Below are 20,776 nucleotides of genomic sequence, written 5' to 3' on the forward strand. Positions count from 1 at the left end.
CCGATCAGCGGCCCGGCATGCGTTGTCAGTCCCCCCTGCCATCATCCCGCCATGGTGTACGACGCCTTGATGGCCGAATCCCGCAGGAACGACTCGCTGGACGACGTGAGGTGCGCCGCGCTCGATCGCGTCCGCTGGCTTGTCGACCTCTTGGAGCGTCAGCGGACGGATCCTGTGTGGGACTCCGCCGCAGCGGCGCGGGGACCCGGGGAGTACGAGCGCATAGAGGCGATACGCGCGGCGACCCGGGCCGAGTTCGGCGGTGGCGAGTGGCGGGTCTGCTTTCACCACGAGCCCGCCGCGGACGACGGCGGCGGCTACGCGCCCGAGTACGCCGCGACGGACCAGGTCCGCTTCGAGCGACGGAACGGCCGCCGCTGGCGCGAGGCACCGCTCGCGGACGTGCCCCCGCTGGTGTTCAGCGAGGCGATGCGCGATGTGGACCTCTTCGTGGGGGTGACCTCGATCGCCGCCGATCCCGACTGGACCGACCGGGGCGAGGACCGCTATGCCGGGTACTGGCGGACGACCACGTTCGGCGAGCTGACGGCGAGCGCGGAGGTCCGTCGCGAGGCGTTGGTACGGATCCTGCCGCGCCTGAAGATCGCCGACCGGTGCTCGCTCGACGGCCGCTTCCTGGTGGTCCGCGGGGACCTGAGCACGTACCGGATCCACCTGGGCTCGGCCAACATCCTGATGGAACCGGACGACGCCTACCTGTGCATCGTCCCGGCACACGGCAAGGGCGGCGGCAAGGTGTTCCTGCCGTTCGAGGACGACCGGCTCTCCCTGATCCTCAGCAAGGCCTTCCTGCTCGCCGACGACACGAAGATCACCGACAGGACGATCCTCCGGCAGATCAAGAGGGGCGCCTGATGGACCTCGTAGCCCAGCTCATGCGGGCGCTGACCGACCCGGACTTCACGTTCGAGGACGAGGCCACGCGCCCCGATCTGTCGCGGGTCTCCGACGAGGACCTCGGTGACCTGCTCGTGGCGGACCACCGGGTGGATCTCTCGGCCACGCACGCGACCAGGGTGGTCCACCAGGCGCTCGTGGCGGAAGTGGCCACAGGACGACAGCCGCGGTACACGCCCGACGCGTGCCGCCGGATGTTCGAGGCGCTCGCCGAGAGGTGCGAGCAGCACGGCTGGGTGGACCTCACCCAGGGCCTGGACGCGCTGGAGCACTGCACGGGACCGCTGCCCGACGTGTCCGAACCGGTGCGCACCCTGGTCGGGTTGTGGCTGGAGCAGGCTCCCGTACGCCAGCCGTACGCGCTGCTCGCGATCGCGGGACTCGCGGGCGACGAGACACTGCGCGCGGCCGTGGAACACCTCTCCCGTGACGTGGGCCCCATCATCGCGGAGGAGATGACGGTCATCGCCGGCCTCGCTCCGGCCGAACGGGCGCTGCTGTCCGAGATCGACCGGGACCACAGGTTCGTCGACTCGCCGCACGCCCACGTCTGGCGCAGGGCGGCCGACAACCCCGCGTACGTGGCGTTCGCCCGGCGCGCGCTGGAGGCGGCGGCCGACCGCACCGACGCGATCCGGGACGGCGCGATCCCCTACCGGCCGGACAAGGCGTTCATGGACCGGGAGATCACCTCGCTCGGACAGGCTCTGCGGGTGGCGCTGCTGCGCGACGAGCCCTGGCTGCCGAAGCTGTTCGAACGGCTGCTGCCCGGCGTCACTCTCGCCCCGACCGGGGCGAAGACGCTTCCGTCGCAGGCGCTGCTGTACGAAGTGGTCCGCGCGGCACAGGAGTTCCCGACGCCCGAGCTGGTGACCGCGATCCGCACCGTGCGCCGGACCGTGCGGCACGCCGGGGTGCACCGGCAGCTCGACAAGATGCTCAAGAAGGTCGATGTGGCCCTGGCCGACCGCACCGACGTGGCCCTGCGGCTACCGCGGCTGGAGTTCGAGACCGCACCCGTCAGCGGCTCCGCGGCGGGCGGTGTCCTGCGCCGGACGGTCGGCGACTACGAGGCCGTCGTCACGGTCGCCGAGACCGCCACGCTGACCTGGGAGAAGGACGGCCGCCCGCTGCGCGGTGTCCCGGCGCCGGTCCGCCGCGACCACGCCGCCGTGGTCAAGGAACTGCGCGACCTGGTGAAGCGGGTGAATGCCCAACTCGCCACCCTGCTGGGGGCGTTGGAGGGCGGCTTCACCGCCGAGGCCGTGCACCCCTACGGCTGGTGGCGTACCGAGCTGGCCGGGCACCCCCTTGCCCGGACCCTCGTGCGCCGGCTGATCTGGGAGGTCGAGGTCGCACCCGGCGAGTGGCGGGCCGTGCTGCCCGAGACGGACGAGCACCTCCCCGACGCGCCCGACCACGCCTCCGTACGCCTCTGGCACCCCCTCCGCTCCGACCCTCAGACCGTACGGGCCTGGCGGGACCTGCTCACTGAGCGGTGCCTACGGCAGCCGTTCAAGCAGGCGTTCCGCGAGATCTACCTCCTCACCCCGGCCGAGGAGCAGACCCGCGTCTACTCCAACCGCTTCGCCGCCCACCTCGTCCACTACCTCAGGATGTCCGCCCTGTTCCGGGCCCGAGGGTGGAAGAGCCGCCGGATCGGCCCCTGGGACGGCGAGGACGGGGACGAGGCCGAGCGCGCCTTCGCGGCGGGGGAGTGGCGGGTCCGCTTCTTCCACACCTGGGCCGACCGGGCCGGGGAGGACGAACTCGCCTCCACCGATCAGGTGCGGTTCGACCGCCGGGTGGGGAGCGCCTGGCGCGAGGCGCCGCTCGCCGACGTGCCGCCGCTGGTGTTCAGCGAGGCGATGCGCGATGTGGACCTGTTCGTGGGCGTGACCTCGATCGCCGCCGATCCCGAGTGGATCGACCACGGTGAGGACCGCTTCACCGGGTACTGGCGGACGACCACGTTCGGTGCGCTGACGGAGAGCGCCGAGATCCGTCGTGACGCCCTGGAACGGATCCTGCCGCGCCTGAAGATCGCCGACCGGTGCTCGCTCGACGGCCGTTTCCTGATCGTCCGCGGCGATCTGCGCACCTACAGGATCCACCTCGGCTCGGCCAACATCCTGATGGGACCGGACGACAGCTACCTGTGCATCGTCCCGGACCGGCGCTCGAAGGACGGCAGGGTGTTCCTGCCGTTCGAGGACGAACGGCTGTCCCTGATCCTCAGCAAGGCCCTCCTGCTCGCCGACGACACGAAGATCACCGACGTATCCATCCTCACGCAGATCCAGCGAGGACTCTGATGGCCACTGTGACATTCCGGGACGAGACCGCGTCGGGCAGGGCGGTCACCGAGTGGGAGGTCGCCGGGCTGCCGGAACGGATGACCGTACGGGAGCTGATCAGGCTCCGGGTCCGCGAGGAGGTCGCCCGGCACAACGCCCGCCCGAGCGACCGCTTCAACGGCCTGGTCCGTCCTCTCGACGCCGAGACGGAGATGAACGGCTACCGCCTGCGCGAGCCCCGCCGCATCGACGGGGAGCGCCAGGCGGAGATCGCCGAGCGTGCCTTCCTGGCCAACGGGTTCTTCATGCTGGCCGGTGACCGCCAGGTCGAGGACCTCGACGAGACCGTGGATCTCACCGTCGATCCCGACGTGGTCTTCATCAAGCTCGTCGCGCTCGCAGGAGGGTGAGAGACCGGCCCAGTGCCCCGAGGAACCGGTCCACCGTCGCCCGGTCCCGTACCGCCAGCCGTAGCCACTGGTGGTCCAGGCCCGGGAACGTGTCGCCGCGGCGGACCGCGAAGCCGAGGTCTCGGAGGTGGTGGCGGAGCGCCGCCGCCTCGGGCAGGTGGACGAGGACGAACGGGGCCTCCGCCGGTTCGGTCACCGTCAGGCCGTGCGGCGCGAACTCCCGTAGCCCTGCCACCAGATACGCCCGGTCCGTCGCCGACTGGTCCGCCGCGTCGGCCGCTTCCGCGAGTGCCCTGGGGGACACGCATGCCTCCGCCGCCGTGAGGGCGGGGGTGGAGACCGGCCACAGGGGCTGCGCCTGTTCCAGGAGGGTGATCGTGTCCGGGGCGGCCAGGACGTAGCCGATGCGCAGGCCCGCCAGGCCCCAGGTCTTGGTCAGGCTGCGCAGAACCACCAGGCCGGGTACGTCCGTTCGGTGCGCCAGGGTCTCGCGTTCGCCCGGCACCGCGTCCATGAACGCCTCGTCCACCACCAACGTCCGTCCTGGGCGGGCCAGTTCGGTGAGCGTGGTCGCCGGGTGCAGGACGGACGTGGGGTTCGTCGGGTTGCCCAGCACCACCAGGTCGGCGTCGTCCGGGACCCGTGACGGGTCCAGGCGGAAGCCGTCCGCGGGGCGCAGCAGTACCCGGTCGACCGTGTGCCCGGCGGCCCGCAGCGCCGCCTCCGGCTCCGTGAACTGCGGGTGCACCACGACCGGTCGGCGTACCTTCAGCGCGCGGGCGAGCAGCACGAACGCCTCCGCCGCGCCCGCCGTCAGCAGGACCCGCTCGGTCGGCAGCCCGTGCCGGGCCGCCACCGCCGCCCGCGCGGCCCGCCCGTCGGGGTACGCGGCGAGGTCGCCCAGCGACGCGGCGATCACCTCGCGCAGCCACACCGGCGGCGTGCCCGCGCGGACGTTCACCGCGAGGTCCGTCAGCGCCGCCCCGTCGTCACGGATCTCCGCGTCCCCGTGGTGCCGCAGGTCGTGGTCGCCCATCTCAGTGCGCGTGCCCGGCGTGGTGGTGATGCCCGTGGCCGCCATGGCCGTGCCCGTGACCTCCGTGGCCCTCGTCGTCCGGATGGAAGTGCGGCTGCTGCGGCAGGCCCACCTTGTCCTCGAAGCCCGGCAGCGCGATCCGGTACACGCACGCGTCGCAGTTCATCCGCACCCCGTCCGCCGCGGCCTCCTCGTACCGCTCCCACACCAGGTCGAGCAACTCCGGCTCCGGGCCGATGACATCGGCCGAGCGCACCTCGGTGTCCGGGTGCGCCGCCGCCCACTCCTCGGTCTGCCGCCGCACCCGGTCCGGCAGGATCCCCGTGAACAGGAAGTACGGAAGGACGACGACCCGCCGCGCGCCCAGCCGCGCACACCGGTCCAGGCCGCTCGGCACATCCGGCGCCGCCAGCGACACGAACGCCGTCTCCACGCCCGCGTACCCGCGCCCCTCCCACAGCAGCCGCGCCGCCTTGTGCACCTCCGCGTTGGCGTCCGGATCGGTCGAGCCGCGGCCCACCAGCAGGACGGTGACCTCGCCCCGCTCCCAGGAGGGGTCCAGCGCGTCGGCCAGCCGCCGCTCCAGGACCGTCAGCAGCGCCGGGTGCGGGCCGAGCGGGCGCCCGTACGTGTACGAGATCCCGGGGTGCCGCTCCTTCTCCCGGGCCAGCGCCGCCGGGATGTCCCCCTTGGCGTGCCCGGCGGACACCAGCATCAGCGGTACGGCCGCGAACCGGCGCACCCCGCGCTCCACCAGCTCGGTCACCGCCTCGCCCAGCGGCGGCGGCGACAGCTCGATGAAGCCGCCCGCGACGGGCAGTTCGGGACGGCGGCGCCCCAACTCCCGTACGAAGGCGCGGAATGCCTCGGCTCCGGCCTCGTCCCGGGTGCCATGACCGGCGACGAGCAGGGCGGGCGGCGGCGTGATCACGGGGTCTCCTTCGAAGTGGGGTGGTAGAGAAGGGCGTTGAGCGCGGCGGCGGCGACCGCCGAACCACCCTTCTCCGATACGTTGCTGACCGCGGGCAGCCCGCTCGCGCGCAGCGCGGCCTTGGACTCCGCCGCGCCGACGAAGCCGACCGGCAGCCCGATCACCAGCGCGGGCGCGGCGTCCAGCCGCAGCAGTTCCTCCAGGGCGGTCGGCGCGCAGCCGATCACCCACAGCGCTCCGGGGCCGACCTCCTCGTAGGCCAGCCGGACCGCGTGCGCCGAACGCGTCCGTCCGGGACCGGAGGTGGCGTCCTCGAGGCGGCACACGGTCTCCCGCCGGGTGATCCCCGCCGCGACCATCTCCACGTCCACCACGACGGGCGCGCCCGCGTGCAACGCGGCGTGTGCGGCGGCGAGTTCGCGCTCGTTCAGGACGAGGTCGCTCGCGTAGGCGAGGTCGGCGGCGGAGTGGATGACCCGCTCCACCACCGCCCGGGTCAGCGGCGGCAGATGCGAGGTGTCCAGGCGGGCGCGCAGCCGCCGGTAGGACTCCTGCTCGATCGGATGGACCGTACGGTTCACTTCTCCGCCTCCTGCCAGCGGTAGCCGCGCGGCGTCACCATGCGGCCCGCGATCTCGCGGGTGGCGGTGTTGCCCACGGTCACGACCGTCATCATGTCGACCGTCGCCGGGTCCAGCGCCGCCAAGGTCGTCAGGCAGCTGGACTCGTCGGGGCGCGACGCGTTCCGTACGACACCGACCGGCGTCGTCGGGGTCCGGTGCCCGGCGAGGATCGTGAGGGCCATGGGCAACTGCCAGGCGCGGCCACGGCTGCGCGGGTTGTAGAAGGTCACCACGAGATCGGCCTCGGCCGCGGCGCGCACCCGGCGCTCGATGACCTCCCAGGGGGTGTGCAGGTCGGAGAGGCTGATCGACACATGGTCGTGGCCGAGGGGCGCGCCGAGCAGCGCGCCCGCCGCCAGCGCGGCCGTGACACCGGGCACCCCGACCACGTCGATGTCGTCGGCCGCCTCGGCGAGCGCGGGCGACGCCATCGCGTACACCCCCGCGTCACCGCTGCCGATCAGCGCGACCGCGTGCCCCGCGCGGGCCTCGGCGACCGCCGTGCGCGCCCGCTCCTCCTCCGCGCCGAGCCCCGACTCCACGACGCGGGTGCCGGGGCGCAGCAGATCGCGGATCTGGTCGACGTACTGGTCAAGGCCCACGAGTACGGAGGCGCGCCGCAGTTCGGCCTTCGCGCGCGGGGTCAGCAGGTCCCGCGCGCCCGGCCCGAGCCCGACGAGCGCGAGCCGGCCGCGGCCGGGGCGGCGTACGACGGCGCAGGTGGCCATGGCCGACTTCCGCTTGGGGACGAGGAGTTCACCTCCGCGCACGAGCGCGGCGGCCTCCGCGACGGACGGCGTACCGACAGCGGCCAGCGGCGCGGCGGACGGGTTCGGCACGTCGACCGTCGCCAACTCCCCGGCGGGGTACGTCACCAGAGGCACCCCGAGCCGCTCCGCCGCCGCCACGAGACCGGGCTCGTCGGCCTTGGCGTCCACGGTGGCCAACTCGGCGACCGAACGCGCACAGAGCCCGGCATCCCGCAGCGCCCCGTCGACGAGCGCGAGCACCTCCGCGACCGGAACCCCCTTGGACGCCCCGACCCCCACGACGAGAGTCGGAGGCCGCAGGACCACCTCCCGCGCACCGGGCCGAACGACACGGTCGGTGACGCGAATTGTGTACGGGGGTTCGGCGCCTTCGCCGCCGACAGCCTCCACACCGCTCACCGGCAACGGCGGCAACGGCCACCGCACCTCTGCCCGCAGGGCGACCCGTTCCCCGTCCAGCAGCGCCCGTGAGACCGGCGCGACGGCGCCCTCCGCCGGGAAGCCGAGGGTGTCCAGGCCCGGCAGGTTCGCGCTGTCCGTCGCGGTCGTCACCACCGGGTGTGCTCCGAGCACCTCGCCCACCGCGTGGGCGAGTTCATTCGCGCCGCCCGCGTGGCCGCCCACGAGGGACACCGCGAAGCGTCCGCCCTCGTCGACGCACACCACGCCCGGGTCGGACGCCTTGTCCCCGAGCAGCGGGGCGATCAGCCGGACGACCGCGCCGGTCGCCAGGAAGCACACCACCTGCTCGCACTCCGCGAAGGCGGCCCGTACGGCGTCCCCGACGGGACCGTCGTACACCCGGGTGCGGTCCGGCCAGGCCGCGGCCAGCCGGTCGCGTGCCACCGCCCCCGCCGCGCTCGCGGACATCAGGCCGATCACTGAACGACTCCTTCATGACGCGCCGGGGGCCGCGTGCCCCACAGCAGGAAGACAGGGTTGGTCGCCGCGAGCCGGGTCACGTCCCCCGGCAGCGGCGCGAGGCGCGAGGAGTGCAGCAGCACGCCGTCGCAGGAGAACCCGGCCGCGACGAGCGCCGCACGCGCCGCCGGTACCCGGTCGAGCGCCGCCATGGCGACCACCACCGCCCGCCGGGCGCGCCGCGCGCACACCGCCACGATGTCCGGCAGCTCGCGTCCACCGCCGCCGACGAACACCGCGTCGGGGTCGGGGAGCGGGGCCAGCGCGTCCGGCGCGGCGCCGTGCACGACCCGGACGTCCACACCGTGGGCCGCCGCGTTGGCCCGGATCCGCTCCGCCCCGTCGTCCGTCCGCTCGACCGCGACGACGGCCGCGCCCAGCCGGGCGCACTCGACGGCCACCGACCCGGAGCCCGCGCCGACGTCCCAGACCAGCTCCCCGCGCCGGGGCCCGAGCCGGGCCAGCGCCAGGGCGCGCACCTCGAACTTGGTGATCATCGAGTCGCGGTGGGCGAAGGCGCTCTCCTCCAGCGCCCACCCCGCGGGACCCGGCGGCGGCCCGGCGACCGTACGCACCGGCCCGAGCGCCCGCGCCGGGTCGAGGCAGAGCACCACGCTCACCGCCGCACCCCAGTCCCGTACCGCCGCCTCGGCGGGCGTCACGCGCTCCACCCGCTCCCGCTCCGGATCGCCGAGCGCGCTCGCCACGACGAGGACCCGCTCACCCGGCTCCCGCGCGAGCGCCGCCCCCAGCTCGGCGGGACCGGCACCGGGCCCGGTCAGCACCGCGACCTTCGGATGCGCCCGGCACACGTTCACCGCCGTCCGCGCGTCACGTCCGTGCGCGCTCACCACCACCGCGTCGTCCCACGGCAGCCCGAGCCGCGCGAAGGCGGCGGCCACCGAGGAGACGCCCGGCCGTACGTCCAGCCGCTCGGGCCCGAACCGCTCGGCCAGCAGCCGGACGATCCCGAAGAACCCGGGGTCCCCGGAGGCGAGGACGACGACCCGCCGCCCCTCGCCGAGCGACCGCTCGATCGCGTCGAGCGCGGGCGCGGTCCGCCCGAGGACGACATGCCGCGCCCCCTCGGGCAGGCGTACGGCGTCCAGATGCCGCCGCCCGCCCACCACCAGGTCCGCCCCGGCGAGAACGTCCGCCGGAAGCGGCGCCCCCGTACCCGTACGCGCGCCCGTACCCATACCGATGACCGTGATCATGTGCCCGCACCCCGTGCGCGCAGGGCCTTGCGGGCCTCGGGGTCGGCCTTGCGGTGCCCGTGGAAGTGGCCGGGGTGGTACAGATGCGAGCGCGTGCCGTGCGCGTCGAGCGCCGGGCCGACCAGGAAGAGGGTGTGCTTCCACAGGCGGTGCCGCTTGACGGTCTCCTCCAGCGTCCCGATCGTGCACCGCACGACCAGCTCCTCCGGCCAGGTCACCTGGTGCGCGACGATGACCGGGGTGGCCGTGGGATACCCGCCCTCCAGCAACTCCCGTACCAACTGCCCGCTGCGGGCCGCCGAGAGGAAGACAGCCATGGTGGTGCCGTGCCGGGCGAACTCACGCACCTCCTCGCCGGGCGGCATGGGCGTCTTGCCGCCGCCGAGCCGGGTGAGCACCACGGACTGCGCGACCTCGGGGATCGTCAACTCCCGCCCGGCGAGGGCGGCGACGGCCGAGAACGACGAGACACCCGGCACGACCTCCGTCTCGATGCCGATCTCGGCGCACCGGTCGAGCTGTTCCTGCGTGCCGCCCCACAGCGCCGGGTCCCCGGAGTGGATACGGGCGACCCGCAGGCCCTCCCGCAGCGCGCGCCGGTAGACGGTGACGACGTCCTCCAGGGACAGGGCCGCCGAGTCGAGGATCTCGGCACCCTCGCGCGCGTGCTCCAGGACCTCCGCCCGCACCAGGCTGGCCGCCCAGATCACGACGTCCGCCTCGGCGATGGCGCGGGCGGCACGGAAGGTCAGCAGATCGGCGGCGCCGGGACCGGCACCGACGAAGGTCACCTTGCCGGTGGGGGCGTCGGCCATGGGAACGGGTCCTTTCCTACGAACGGGGGTGTGAGACGGGGGAGTCGGCGGTGCGGTCACACCTTGCCGCCGCGGGTGCCGTCGCGGCGGGCGGGCGCGATGAGGGTGGACAGATAGGGGAGGGGCGCGCCGTCGAGATCGGCGGCCGGGCGGATCGACTCCTCGGGCAGCCCGAGCGCCGCACCCCACACCGCGTCCTCGAGCCGCCCGCTCGCGCGCAACGCCTCGGCGACCTCGCCCGCCTGCCGCCCGAACTTGTACGCGACCACGGTGCCGGGCCCGTCGAGCGCGTCCCTGAGCACATGGGCCCCGGCGGTGACGGGCACCAGCGTGAGCGGCTCGGTGCCCTCGGTCAGCACCGCCCCGGACCGCGCGGCGAGATCCTGCATCGCGGTGATGCCGGGCACGGTCCCGATCTCGGTCCCCGGCACCGATTCCCGTACGGTCTGGGCGAGATAGGTGAACGTCGAGTACACATGGGGATCGCCGAGGGTGGCGAAGGCGACGGTGGTGTGCCGCCGCAGCAGCTCGGCCACCCGTTCCCCGGCCGCGTCCCAGGCGGCCTCGCGCCGCGCCCGGTCGGTGCGCTCGTTGAGCGCGAACACGACGCGTACGACCTTGTCCTCGGGCACGTAGTGCAGCACGGTCGCCTCCGCGCGCCCCCGCTCGCCGGAGTCCATCACGGGGACGACGACGACATCGGCGTCCCGCAGCACGCGGACGCCCTTGACGGTCACCAGCTCGGGGTCGCCGGGCCCCACCCCGACCCCGATCAGCCTGCTGCTCATGACGTCCGGCACCTCTCCACGAACCGATGGGCGACACCGGGCGCGGCGGCCCAGTGCGTATGCAAGTAGCTGGCGTGCACGCCCTGTTGCACGAAGCCTTCGACGCGCCGCTCGGGGCCGCGCACCCCCCAGGCGGGAGCCGCTCCCGCACCGGGCGCGACGACCGTCCGATGGAACTCATGGGCGCGCATCCGCGTCCCGGCCGGGGCGAGGGCGCTGTCGCCGACGGCCACCGCGTCCCGGTAGCCGAGGGTGAGCCGTTCCCCCATACGGGCCCGCGCGTCGAGCACCCCGCACATCGGGCGCCCGTCCAACTCCCGGCAGAGATAGAGCAGTCCGGCGCACTCGGCGGCCACCGGAGCCCCGCTCCGCGCGAGTTCGGCGACGGCCTCGCGCAGCGGCTCGTTGGCGGACAACTCGGCCGCGTACACCTCGGGGAAGCCGCCGCCGATCACCAACCCACGGGTGCCCTCCGGGAGTCGCTCGTCGCGCAGCGGGTCGAAGGGAACGACCTCGGCCCCCGCGGCGGTGAGCAGTTCGGCGTGCTCGGCATAGGAGAACGTGAACGCCGCGCCCCCGGCGACGGCGACCACGGCCCGCGCCTTCGCGGGGGCGACCGGCGGCTCCCAGGGCGCGTCCGACAGCGGCCCCGCGCTCCTCGCCAGCGCCAGCAACGCCTCCAGATCGCAGCCCTCGCGCACCCGCGCCGCCATCGCGGCGACGGCCTCCACCGCCTCCGCCCGCCGCTCGGCGACCGGCACCAGACCGAGATGGCGCGACGGCGTGTCGATGGGCGCACTCCTGCGCAGGGCCCCGAGCACCGGCACCCCGGTCGACTCCAGGGCCTCGCGCAGCAGGGCCTCGTGCCGGTCGGACGCCACCTTGTTGAGGATCACGCCGCCGATCCACACCTCCGGGTCCCAGGACACGAAGCCGTGCACCAGCGCCGCCACCGAGCGTGACTGCGAGGACGCGTCGACCACGAGCACCACGGGTGCCCGCAGCAGCTTCGCCACCTGGGCGGTGGAGGCCAGCTCGCCCGCCCCGGCGGCACCGTCGTACAGCCCCATCGCCCCTTCGACCACGGCGAGTTCACCGCCGCGCGCGCCGTGCAGGAACAGCGGCGCGATCAACTCGGGCCCGCACAGCCACGCGTCGAGGTTCCGCCCCGGACGCCCGGTCGCGAGCGCGTGATACCCGGGGTCGATGTAGTCCGGTCCGACCTTGTGCGGGGAGACGGTCAGCCCCCGCCGGGCGAACGCGGCCATCAACCCCGTGGCGACGGTGGTCTTGCCACTGCCCGACGCGGGCGCCGCGATGACCAGCCGGGGGACGGGGGAGGCGGAGGGTGTCACCACTCGATGCCCCTCTGCCCCTTCTGACCGGCATCCATCGGGTGCTTGACCTTGGACATCTCGGTGACGAGATCCGCGAAGCCGAGCAGCGCCTCCGGCGCGTTCCGCCCCGTGATCACGACATGCTGGGTACCGGGCCGATGGCGCAGGACGTCGATGACCTCGTCGGTGTCGACCCATCCCCAGTGCATCGGATACGCGAACTCGTCGAGGACGTACAGCCGGTACGTCTCGGCGGCCAGGTCACGCTTGACCTGCTCCCAGCCCTCCCGCGCCTTCTCCTCGTTGTCCAGTTGCTCGTCGCGCTGCACCCACGACCAGCCCTCGCCCATCTTGTGCCAGTCGACGCTGCCGCCCTGCCCGGACGCCCCCAGCACCCGCAGCGCGTTCTCCTCGCCGACCTTCCACTTCGCCGACTTGACGAACTGGAACACCCCGATCGGCCACCCCTGGTTCCAGGCGCGCAGCGCGAGCCCGAAGGCCGCGGTCGACTTGCCCTTCCCGACCCCGGTGTGCACGACGACCAGCGGACGGTTGCGGCGCTGACGGGTCGTCAGGCCGTCGTCCGGTACGACACTCGGCTGTCCCTGTGGCACTACGCGGCCCTCCTCATCCCCTGTACGTCCCGCACCAGGCCCGCGATACGGTCCGCGTGCAGCTCGTCCAGCGTCACCGCCAACCCGCCCGAATCCCGCGCGAGTTGACCGGCGAGCCCCAGCCGCACGGGCCCCGACTCGCAGTCCACGACGACGCACGCGACGCCCGCGGCGGCGAACAGGCGCGCGGCCCGCCCGGCGAGCGCGACCGGCTCGGGACCGCCGGTGGCCCGTCCGTCCGTCACCACCACGACCAGCGGACGGCGCGCGGGATCCCGCAGCCGCTCGATCCGCAGCAGGTCATGGGCCTTGAGCAGCCCGGCGGCCAGCGGGGTCCGCCCGCCCGTCGGCAGCGACTCCAGCCGGGCCGCCGCGGCGTCCACGGACGAGGTCGGCGGCAGCGCCACCTCGGCCGCCGACCCCCGGAAGGTCACCAGCCCCACCTTGTCCCTGCGCTGGTAGGCGTCCAGCAGCAGCGACAGCACGGCGCCCTTCACGGCGCTCATCCGCTGCCGCGCCGCCATCGAGCCGGAGGCGTCGACGACGAACAGGACGAGATTGGATTCGCGCCCCTCCCGCGTCGCCTGCCGAAGATCGTCCCGGCGGATCACCAGCCCCGGCCCGGACCGCCCGCGCGCCCGCTGATGCGGTGCCGCCGCCTGCACGGTCGCCGCCAGATGCAGCCTGGTCAGCGCCCCTCGCGGGCGCCGCGCCCCGGTGGTCCGCCCGTGCTCGGTCCGGGCGCGCGAACGCCGTCCGGCGGCGCCCTCGCCGACGCCGGGCACGCTCAGCACCTTCGTACGGAACGGCTCGGACGCCCGTACGGGCTGCTGCTCCCCGGAACCGGCGGCCTGCGCCTGCCCGTTCTCCCCGGCCTCGGGCCGCGCCGCGGTGTCACCGCCCTGCGGGCCGTCGTCGGGCGACGGCTGTCCACCGCCGCCACCCGGCCCGTCCGGATCCGGATCCGGATCGTCCTCGTCCGAGCCGCCACCGGACCGCTCCAGGGCCTCGTCGAGCGTGTCCTCGTCGAGCCCCGGCGCGTCGAAGGGGTTGCGTCGGCGGCGGTGCGGCAGCGCGAGCAGCGCGGCCTGGCGCACGTCCTCGGCGAGGACGTCGGTCCGCCCGGCCCAGGCGGCCAGCGCGGTCGCCGTACGCGCCATCACGATGTCGGCGCGCATGCCGTCCACCTCGAACGCCGCGCAGGTCGCCGCGATCTGCCGCAGCGCCCCGTCCCCGAGCCGTACGGACGGCAGCAGGTCACGCGCGGCCACGATCCGCGCCCGCAGGGCGGCCTCCTCGTCGGCCCAGCGGGCCGCGAAACCGGCGGGGTCGTCGTCGTGGGCGAGCCGCCGCCGGACCACCTCCACCCGCTGGTCGGGCTCGCGCGAGGCGGCCACCTCCACGGTGAGCCCGAAGCGGTCGAGCAACTGCGGTCGCAGTTCGCCCTCTTCGGGGTTCATGGTCCCGACGAGCAGGAACCGCGCGGCATGCCGTACGGAGACACCCTCGCGCTCGACGTAGGAGGCACCCATGGCGGCGGCGTCCAACAGGAGGTCGACCAGGTGGTCGTGGAGCAGATTGACCTCGTCGACGTAGAGGATGCCCCGGTGCGCGGCGGCGAGCAGCCCCGGCTCGAAGGCCTTCACCCCCTCGGCCAGCGCCCGTTCGATGTCGAGAGCCCCCACGAGCCGGTCCTCGGAGGCACCGACGGGCAACTCGACCATCCGCGCGGGTCGTTCGGCCCCGGCCCCGGGCTCGTGCGGCCCGTCCGGGCACCCCGCGTCGGGGGCGGCCGGGTCGCAGGAGAAGCGGCACCCGGGGACCACGTCCACCGCGGGCAGCAGCGTGGCGAGCGCGCGCACAGCGGTGCTCTTCGCGGTCCCCTTCTCGCCGCGTACGAGAACCCCGCCGACCTGCGGCGAGACCGCGTTCAGCAGCAGGGCCAGGCGCAGGTCGTCCTGCCCGACGATGGCGGTGAACGGATACGAACTCACTCGTCGCCCTCCAGATCTCCCTCGAGTTCGAGGTATGTCGCCCGGAGCCGGTCCAGGGTCTCCTGGTCCGGCTCGGCCCACAGCCCGCGCTCGGCGGCCTCCAGCAGCCGCTCGGTCACGCCCCGCAGCGCCCATGGATTGGACTTCCGCATGAAGTCCCGGTTCTCGGCGTCGAAGACGTACTCCGCGCTGAGCCGCTCGTACATCCAGTCGTCCACGACCCCGGCCGTGGCGTCGTACCCGAAGAGGTAGTCCACGGTGGCCGCCATCTCGAAGGCGCCCTTGTAGCCGTGCCGTCGCATCGCGCTCATCCAGCGCGGGTTGACCACGCGCGCCCGGAAGACACGGTGCGTCTCCTCGCCGAGCGTCCGCGTCTTCACCTGGTCGGGTACGGCACTGTCGCCCACGTACGCCTGGGGATCGGCGCCCGTCAGATGCCGGACCATGGCGACCATGCCGCCGTGGTACTGGAAGTAGTCGTCCGCGTCGACGAGGTCGTGCTCCCGGGTGTCGACGTTCTTCGCCGCCACCGCGATGCGCTTGAACGCCGTCTCCATGTCCCCGCGCGCCGCCCGCCCGTCGAGGCCGCGCCCGTAGGCGTAGCCGCCCCAGACCGCGTACACCTCGGCGAGGTCCGCGTCCGAGCGCCAGTTGCGCGCGTCGATCAGCGGCAGCAGACCGGCGCCGTACGCCCCCGGCTTGGACCCGAAGATCCGGGCCGTGGCCCGCCGCCGGTCGCCGTGCCGGGCGGTGTCCTCGTCGGCGTGCGCCCGTACGTAGTTGGCCTCGGCGGGCTCGTCCAGCTCGGCCACCGTCCGTACCGCGTCGTCGATCAGCGCGACGACATGCGGGAACGCGTCCCGGAAGAAGCCCGAGATGCGGACCGTCACGTCGATGCGCGGGCGGCCCAGCTCCGCCAGGGGGACCACCTCGAAGCCGGTCACCCGGCGCGAGGCGTCGTCCCACACCGGGCAACAGCCCAGCAGCGCCAGGATCTCGGCGATGTCATCGCCCTGGGTGCGCATCGCCGACGTGCCCCAGACGGTGAGTCCGACGGACTTCGGGTAGGCGCCGGTGTCGCTCAGATACCGCTGCACCAGCGAGTCCGCGAGCGACTGGCCGACCTCCCAACTCAGCCGCGACGGGATCGCCTTGGGGTCGACGGAGTAGAAGTTGCGGCCGGTCGGCAGGACGTTGACCAGGCCGCGGGTGGGGGAGCCGGAGGGGCCCGCCGGGACGTAACCGCCCTCAAGTGCCGTACGGAGGTGCCCGATCTCGTCGGTGGTCCGGGTGAGCCGGGGCACGACCTCCGTGCAGGCGAACTCCAACACGGCGACCGCGTCGGGGAGTTCGACGCCGAGGACCTCCCGGACGAGGGCCGGGGCGCTCGCGCTGTCCCAGCCGCGCTCCTCCATGCCCTCCGCGAGCCGACGGCACAGCGTCTCCAGGAGGTCGACGGCGTCGGCGGCCGTACGCGCCGGCCCCGCGACCAGGTCCGTCAGCTCCACCGGCACCTTCACCGGCGCCCCCGGCTCGGCCAGCAACTCCTTCTCCACCAGCCCGAAACACGCGGCCAGCGACGCCCGCAGCCCCGGCAGCGCGTGGGCCCGCCCGCCCCACACCTGCGAGGCGCGCAACACGGCGAGCACGAGGTTCACCCGCGGCTCACCGACAGGGCCCTCGCCCAGGATGTGCAGACCGTCCCGGATCTGCACGTCCTTGATCTCGCACAGATAGCCGTCGATGTGGAGCACGAACTCGTCGAACTCGGCGTCGTCCGGCTGCTCGTCCATGTGCAGGTCGTGGTGCAGCTCCGCGGCCTTGACGAGCGTCCAGATCTGGGCCCGTACGGCGGGCGCCTTCGACGGGTCCAGATCGGACACGAGGGCGTACTCGTCGAGGAGTTGCTCCAGCTTGGCCAGGTCGCCGTAGGTCTCGGCGCGCGCCATCGGCGGCACGAGGTGGTCCACGACGGTGGCGTGGCCGCGCCGCTTGGCCTGGGTGCCCTCGCCGGGGTCGTTGACGATGAACGGATAGACCAGGGGGAGGTCACCGAGCACGGCGTCCGGCGCGCAGCCCCGGCTCAGCCCGAGCCCCTTGCCCGGCAGCCACTCCATCGTGCCGTGCTTGCCCATGTGCACGAGGGCGTCGGCCCGGAACGTGTTCTCCAGCCAGCGATAGGCCGCCAGATAGTGGTGCGAGGGCGGCATGTCGGGGTCGTGGTAGATCGCGATCGGGTTCTCGCCGAAGCCGCGCGGCGGCTGGATCATCACGACGACGTTCCCGAACCGCAGCGACGCCAGCACGATGTCGTCCCCGTCGACGTACAGGGAGCCCGGTGGCTCGCCCCACGCCTCGGTCATCGCCTCCCGCAGCCCCGGATCCAGCGTCTCGAACCACGCCCGGTAGTCGGCGAGCGGCACGCGCGCGGGCGCGGCGGCCAACTGCTCCTCCGTCAGCCACTCGACGTCGTGCCCTCCGGCCTCGATGAGCCGGTGGATCAACTCGTCGCCCTCGGCGGGGTAGTCGGACAGCGTGTACCCCGCCGCCCGCAGCGCGTCCAGCACCCGGACCGCCGAGGCCGGGGTGTCCAGGCCGACCGCGTTGCCGACGCGTGAGTGCTTGGTCGGATAGGCGGTGAAGACGAGCGCGATCCGCTTGTCCGCGTTCGGCGTGTGCCGCAACCGGGCGTGGCGTACGGCGATCCCGGCGACCCGCGCGGCCCGCTCGGGGTCGGCGACATACACCGGTACGCCGCCCTGGCCCTCCTCCTTGAAGGAGAACGGCACGGTGATCAGCCGCCCGTCGAACTCCGGGATCGCGACCTGCATGGCCGCGTCCATCGGGGACAGCGCGGCATCGGAGGCCTCCCACGCGGCGCGCGAGGAGGTGAGGCACAGCCCTTGCAGCACCGGGATGTCCAGCTCCGCGAGGGCTCCGACGTCCCACGACTCCTCGGCCCCGCCCGCCGACGCCTCCGCGGCGTGCGCGCCCCCGGCGGCCAGCACGGTGGTGACGAGAGCGTCGGCCCGGCCCAGCAGCTCGTACAGTCCGGCGTCCGCGCCGCGCAGCGAACCGCAGTACACCGGAAGGGCGTTGGCGCCCCGCGCCTCGATCGCGTCGCACAGGGTGTCCACGAAGGCGGTGTTGCCGCCCAGTTCATGGGCCCGGTAGAAGAGCACGCCCACGGTGGGGCGGCCCGCGACGGACGCGCGCTCACCGTGGACCCCGAACTCGGGCATGGCACGCGGCGGTTCGAACCCCTCACCGGTCAGCAGCACGGTGTCGGACAGGAACCGGGCCAGCTCCGCGAGGTTGGCGGGGCCGCCCTCCACGAGGTAGCGCAGCGCCTCGGCCACCACGCCCGCGGGCACGGACGACTCCGCCATCAACTCGGCGTCGGGGACGGTCTCTCCGCCGAGGAGCACGGTCGGGATACCGAGGGCCCTGAGCCGGGCCGGCCCGTCCTCCCAGGCGCGCTTGCCGCCCAGCAGCCGTACGACGGCCACGTCCGCGCCCTCGACCAGCTCGGCGAGGTCCGCGCCGACATCCACCCGCGTCGGATTGCCGATCCGGTAGGCCGCGCCGCAGGCACGGGCGGCCAGCAGATCGGTGTCGGCGGTGGACAGCAACAACACCGTGCTCATACAGGCGCTCCCGGGGGAAGGTAGGGCAGACCGAGCGGTGCGCCGGACTCGATGAGCCGCCACAACGCGTCCGTGTCCGCGTGCTGTTCGATCAGATCGCCGAGCCGGTCGAGCTGCTCCTCGCGCAGCCCGGCGAACGAGGTGTCGGCGGCCGGGACGAAGCGGCGACCGGCGGTGGCGGCCACCGCGCGCAGGAACGCCCGCCGGAAGTCGTCCGACTCCAGCGAGCCGTGCCAGTGCGTGCCCCACACCGAGCCGACCCGGCAGCCGTCCAGGAAGGGCTCGCCGCCCGTGACGTCGGCGACCCCGTGGTGGATCTCGTACCCCTCGACGGGCGCGCCGAGCGCCTCGCCGACGGGCCGCGCGAGGGTCTTCTCCCGGGCGAACCGCACCCGTACGGGCAGCATGCCGAGCCCGGCCACCACCCCTAGCCCGCTCTCGACCTCGTCCTCGATGCGCTCACCGAGGATCTGGAAGCCGCCGCAGATCCCGAGGACGGGCCGCCCCTCGGCGGCTCTGCGGACGAGCGCGTCGGCGAGACCGCGTTCCCGCAGCCACTGAAGGGCTCGGACGGTGGCCCGGGTGCCGGGGACGATCACGAGGTCGGCGTCGGCCAGCTCCTCGGGCCGGTCCACGAACCGCACCACGACGCCCGGTTCGGCGGCCAGGGCGTCCACATCGGTGAAGTTGGACATCAGCGGGATCGCGCACACGGCGACCCGCAGCACGTCCTCGCCGACGGGCGCGGCCACCTCCGACTCCCGCACCGCGCCCCGCAACGACACCCTCAGCCCGTCCTCCTCGTCGATCCCGAGGCCGTGCTGGAAGGGCAGCACGCCGTAGGTGCGCCGCCCGGTGAGACCGCGCAGCATGTCGAGTCCAGGCTCCAGCAGCGTGACGTCCCCGCGGAACTTGTTGACCAGGAACCCGGCCACCAACTCCTGGTCCTCACGCGCGAGCAGGGCGACGGTGCCGAAGAAGGAGGCGAAGACACCGCCGCGGTCGATGTCGCCGACGACGAGGACGGGCAGCCGCGCGGGGCGGGCGATCCCCATGTTCACGATGTCGGTCCGCCGCAGATTGATCTCCGCCGGGCTCCCGGCCCCCTCGCAGATCACCGCGTCGTACGAACTCCGCAGCGTGACCAGGCAGTCCAGCACGGTGTTCAGCAGCGTCTCCTGCCGCCCGCCGTGGTAGCCGCGCGCGCTCATCTCGCCCACCGGCCGGCCCAGGACCACGACCTGGCTGGAGCGGTCGCCGCCCGGCTTGAGCAGCACGGGGTTCATGAGCGCGGTCGGCTCGATCCGGCAGGCCTGGGCCTGCATGGCCTGTGCCCGCCCGATCTCCGCGCCCTCGCGCGTGACGAAGGAGTTGAGGGACATGTTCTGCGCCTTGAACGGCGCGACCTTGACGCCCTGTCGCACCAGCCAGCGGCAGATCCCGGCGGTGACGACGCTCTTGCCCGCGTCGGAGGTGGTACCGGCGACCAGCAGTCCGCCGCTCATCACAGACGTCCCTTCGTCAGAACCCGCCGGGCGAGGAACCGCCCGGCGACCGTGACCCCGAGCGCGAGCCCGCTCACGCGCCGGGACAGCCGTACGGCGCGCTCGATGTCGCCGACCCGGACCGCCCGCCCTCCGCCGTTGAGGACCGGCCGGTGCTCCACCCGGCCCCCGTACGAGAGCGTCCCGCCGAGCCGCACCCCGAGCGCCCCCGCGAACGAGGCCTCCACGGGCCCGGCGTTGGGGCTCGGATGCGCCGCGGCGTCGGCACGCCGGGCCCGTACGGCGCCCCGCGGATCGGGACCCGCCACCGCCGCCAGTACGGTGGTCAGGCGCGCCCCCGGCCACCCGGCGACGTCGTCGAGCCGGGCCGCGGCCCAGCCGAAGCGCCGGTAGCGCGGCGACCGGTGTCCGACCATGGCGTCCAGGGTGTTGACGGCCCGGAACCCGAGCAGCCCGGGGACCCCCGCGACCGCCCCCCACACCAGCGCGCCCACCACGGCGTCGGAGGTGTTCTCGGCGACGGACTCCACGACCGCCCGCGCGATCCCGTCGGCGTCGAGCGCCTGCGGGTCCCGTCCGCACAGATGCGGCAGCCGCGCGCGGGCGCCCTCGACATCGCCCGCGTCGAGGGCGCGCCCGATGCTCCGGGCCTCCCGCGCGAGCGACGTGCCGCCGACAACGGCCCACGTGGCGGCGGCGGTCAGTGCGAAGGACGCGGCGGGGCAGGGACGTACGCGGCGCGCGGCCACGGCCCCGAGGGCCACGGCGCCACCGGCGCACACGGCGGTGTGCAGCGCGCCCCACCCTCGGTGGTCGCGCCACACCGCCCGCTCCACGGCACCGGTGGCCAGCCCGAACGCGGCGACCGGATGCCCACGGCGTGGATCGCCGAACAGGAGGTCACCGAGAAGACCGGCGGCGGCGCCGTACGCGAAGACGCGATCGGCACCCAT

16 protein-coding genes are annotated in these 20,776 nt (G+C 74.0%); 3 read left to right on the top strand and 13 right to left on the bottom strand.

Going from position 1 to position 20,776, the window contains the following annotated elements:
- Positions 1 to 51: 51 nt before the first annotated feature.
- Genes ACZ60T_RS16765 through ACZ60T_RS16775 form a run of 3 tightly spaced genes read left to right on the top strand, consistent with a single transcriptional unit; the run spans position 52 to position 3,625 of the window.
- Positions 52 to 876, top strand: a complete 825-nt coding sequence (locus tag ACZ60T_RS16765) for a DUF7737 domain-containing protein (RefSeq protein WP_469666509.1) — start codon at positions 52 to 54, stop codon at positions 874 to 876.
- On the top strand, positions 876 to 3,233 hold the full coding sequence (locus ACZ60T_RS16770; RefSeq protein ID WP_469666511.1) for a DUF4132 domain-containing protein: 2,358 nt from the start codon (positions 876 to 878) through the stop codon (positions 3,231 to 3,233). Before ACZ60T_RS16765 ends, ACZ60T_RS16770 begins: the two co-directional genes overlap by 1 nt.
- Positions 3,233 to 3,625 (top strand): hypothetical protein, encoded by a 393-nt coding sequence (locus ACZ60T_RS16775; protein WP_469666513.1) that lies wholly within the window; start codon positions 3,233 to 3,235, stop codon positions 3,623 to 3,625. The genes ACZ60T_RS16770 and ACZ60T_RS16775 overlap by 1 nt, the downstream gene beginning before the upstream one ends.
- Here ACZ60T_RS16775 and cobC read toward each other — a convergent pair.
- The 13 genes from cobC to ACZ60T_RS16840 are packed head-to-tail and all read right to left on the bottom strand — an operon-like array spanning position 3,597 to position 20,776.
- Entirely contained in the window at positions 3,597 to 4,706 is a 1,110-nt protein-coding gene (cobC, locus tag ACZ60T_RS16780) for an Rv2231c family pyridoxal phosphate-dependent protein CobC (protein WP_469666514.1), read from the bottom strand. The genes ACZ60T_RS16775 and cobC overlap by 29 nt on opposite strands.
- Positions 4,663 to 5,589, bottom strand: a complete 927-nt coding sequence (locus ACZ60T_RS16785; RefSeq protein ID WP_469666594.1) for a sirohydrochlorin chelatase — start codon at positions 5,587 to 5,589, stop codon at positions 4,663 to 4,665. Before ACZ60T_RS16785 ends, cobC begins: the two co-directional genes overlap by 44 nt.
- A complete protein-coding gene (locus tag ACZ60T_RS16790) occupies positions 5,589 to 6,173 on the bottom strand; it encodes a precorrin-8X methylmutase (protein ID WP_469666515.1) in 585 nt (194 codons plus the stop codon). Before ACZ60T_RS16790 ends, ACZ60T_RS16785 begins: the two co-directional genes overlap by 1 nt.
- On the bottom strand, positions 6,170 to 7,867 hold the full coding sequence (gene cobJ / locus ACZ60T_RS16795) for a precorrin-3B C(17)-methyltransferase (RefSeq protein ID WP_469666516.1): 1,698 nt from the start codon (positions 7,865 to 7,867) through the stop codon (positions 6,170 to 6,172). Before cobJ ends, ACZ60T_RS16790 begins: the two co-directional genes overlap by 4 nt.
- Complete coding sequence (gene cbiE / locus ACZ60T_RS16800; RefSeq protein WP_469666518.1) at positions 7,864 to 9,123, bottom strand: precorrin-6y C5,15-methyltransferase (decarboxylating) subunit CbiE; 1,260 nt, start codon at positions 9,121 to 9,123, stop codon at positions 7,864 to 7,866. The genes cobJ and cbiE overlap by 4 nt, the downstream gene beginning before the upstream one ends.
- A complete protein-coding gene (cobM, locus tag ACZ60T_RS16805) occupies positions 9,120 to 9,938 on the bottom strand; it encodes a precorrin-4 C(11)-methyltransferase (RefSeq protein WP_469666519.1) in 819 nt (272 codons plus the stop codon). Before cobM ends, cbiE begins: the two co-directional genes overlap by 4 nt.
- Before the next feature lie 56 nt (positions 9,939 to 9,994).
- A complete protein-coding gene (gene cobI, locus ACZ60T_RS16810) occupies positions 9,995 to 10,726 on the bottom strand; it encodes a precorrin-2 C(20)-methyltransferase (RefSeq protein WP_469666521.1) in 732 nt (243 codons plus the stop codon).
- Positions 10,723 to 12,084, bottom strand: a complete 1,362-nt coding sequence (locus ACZ60T_RS16815) for a cobyrinate a,c-diamide synthase (protein WP_469666523.1) — start codon at positions 12,082 to 12,084, stop codon at positions 10,723 to 10,725. The genes cobI and ACZ60T_RS16815 overlap by 4 nt, the downstream gene beginning before the upstream one ends.
- Positions 12,078 to 12,677, bottom strand: a complete 600-nt coding sequence (gene cobO / locus ACZ60T_RS16820) for a cob(I)yrinic acid a,c-diamide adenosyltransferase (RefSeq protein ID WP_365620768.1) — start codon at positions 12,675 to 12,677, stop codon at positions 12,078 to 12,080. Before cobO ends, ACZ60T_RS16815 begins: the two co-directional genes overlap by 7 nt.
- Complete coding sequence (locus ACZ60T_RS16825; protein ID WP_469666524.1) at positions 12,677 to 14,671, bottom strand: putative cobaltochelatase; 1,995 nt, start codon at positions 14,669 to 14,671, stop codon at positions 12,677 to 12,679. Before ACZ60T_RS16825 ends, cobO begins: the two co-directional genes overlap by 1 nt.
- Positions 14,668 to 18,318, bottom strand: coding sequence for a cobaltochelatase subunit CobN (cobN, locus tag ACZ60T_RS16830; RefSeq protein WP_469666526.1), 3,651 nt, complete (start codon positions 18,316 to 18,318; stop codon positions 14,668 to 14,670). The genes ACZ60T_RS16825 and cobN overlap by 4 nt, the downstream gene beginning before the upstream one ends.
- A complete protein-coding gene (locus ACZ60T_RS16835; RefSeq protein WP_469666527.1) occupies positions 18,315 to 19,823 on the bottom strand; it encodes a cobyric acid synthase in 1,509 nt (502 codons plus the stop codon). Before ACZ60T_RS16835 ends, cobN begins: the two co-directional genes overlap by 4 nt.
- The gene (locus ACZ60T_RS16840) at positions 19,823 to 20,776 is read right to left on the bottom strand and encodes a cobalamin biosynthesis protein (protein WP_469666528.1); all 954 of its coding nucleotides are present in this window, start codon (positions 20,774 to 20,776) and stop codon (positions 19,823 to 19,825) included. Before ACZ60T_RS16840 ends, ACZ60T_RS16835 begins: the two co-directional genes overlap by 1 nt.

It is taken from the genome of Streptomyces sp. NPDC104371 (genome assembly GCF_055583785.1).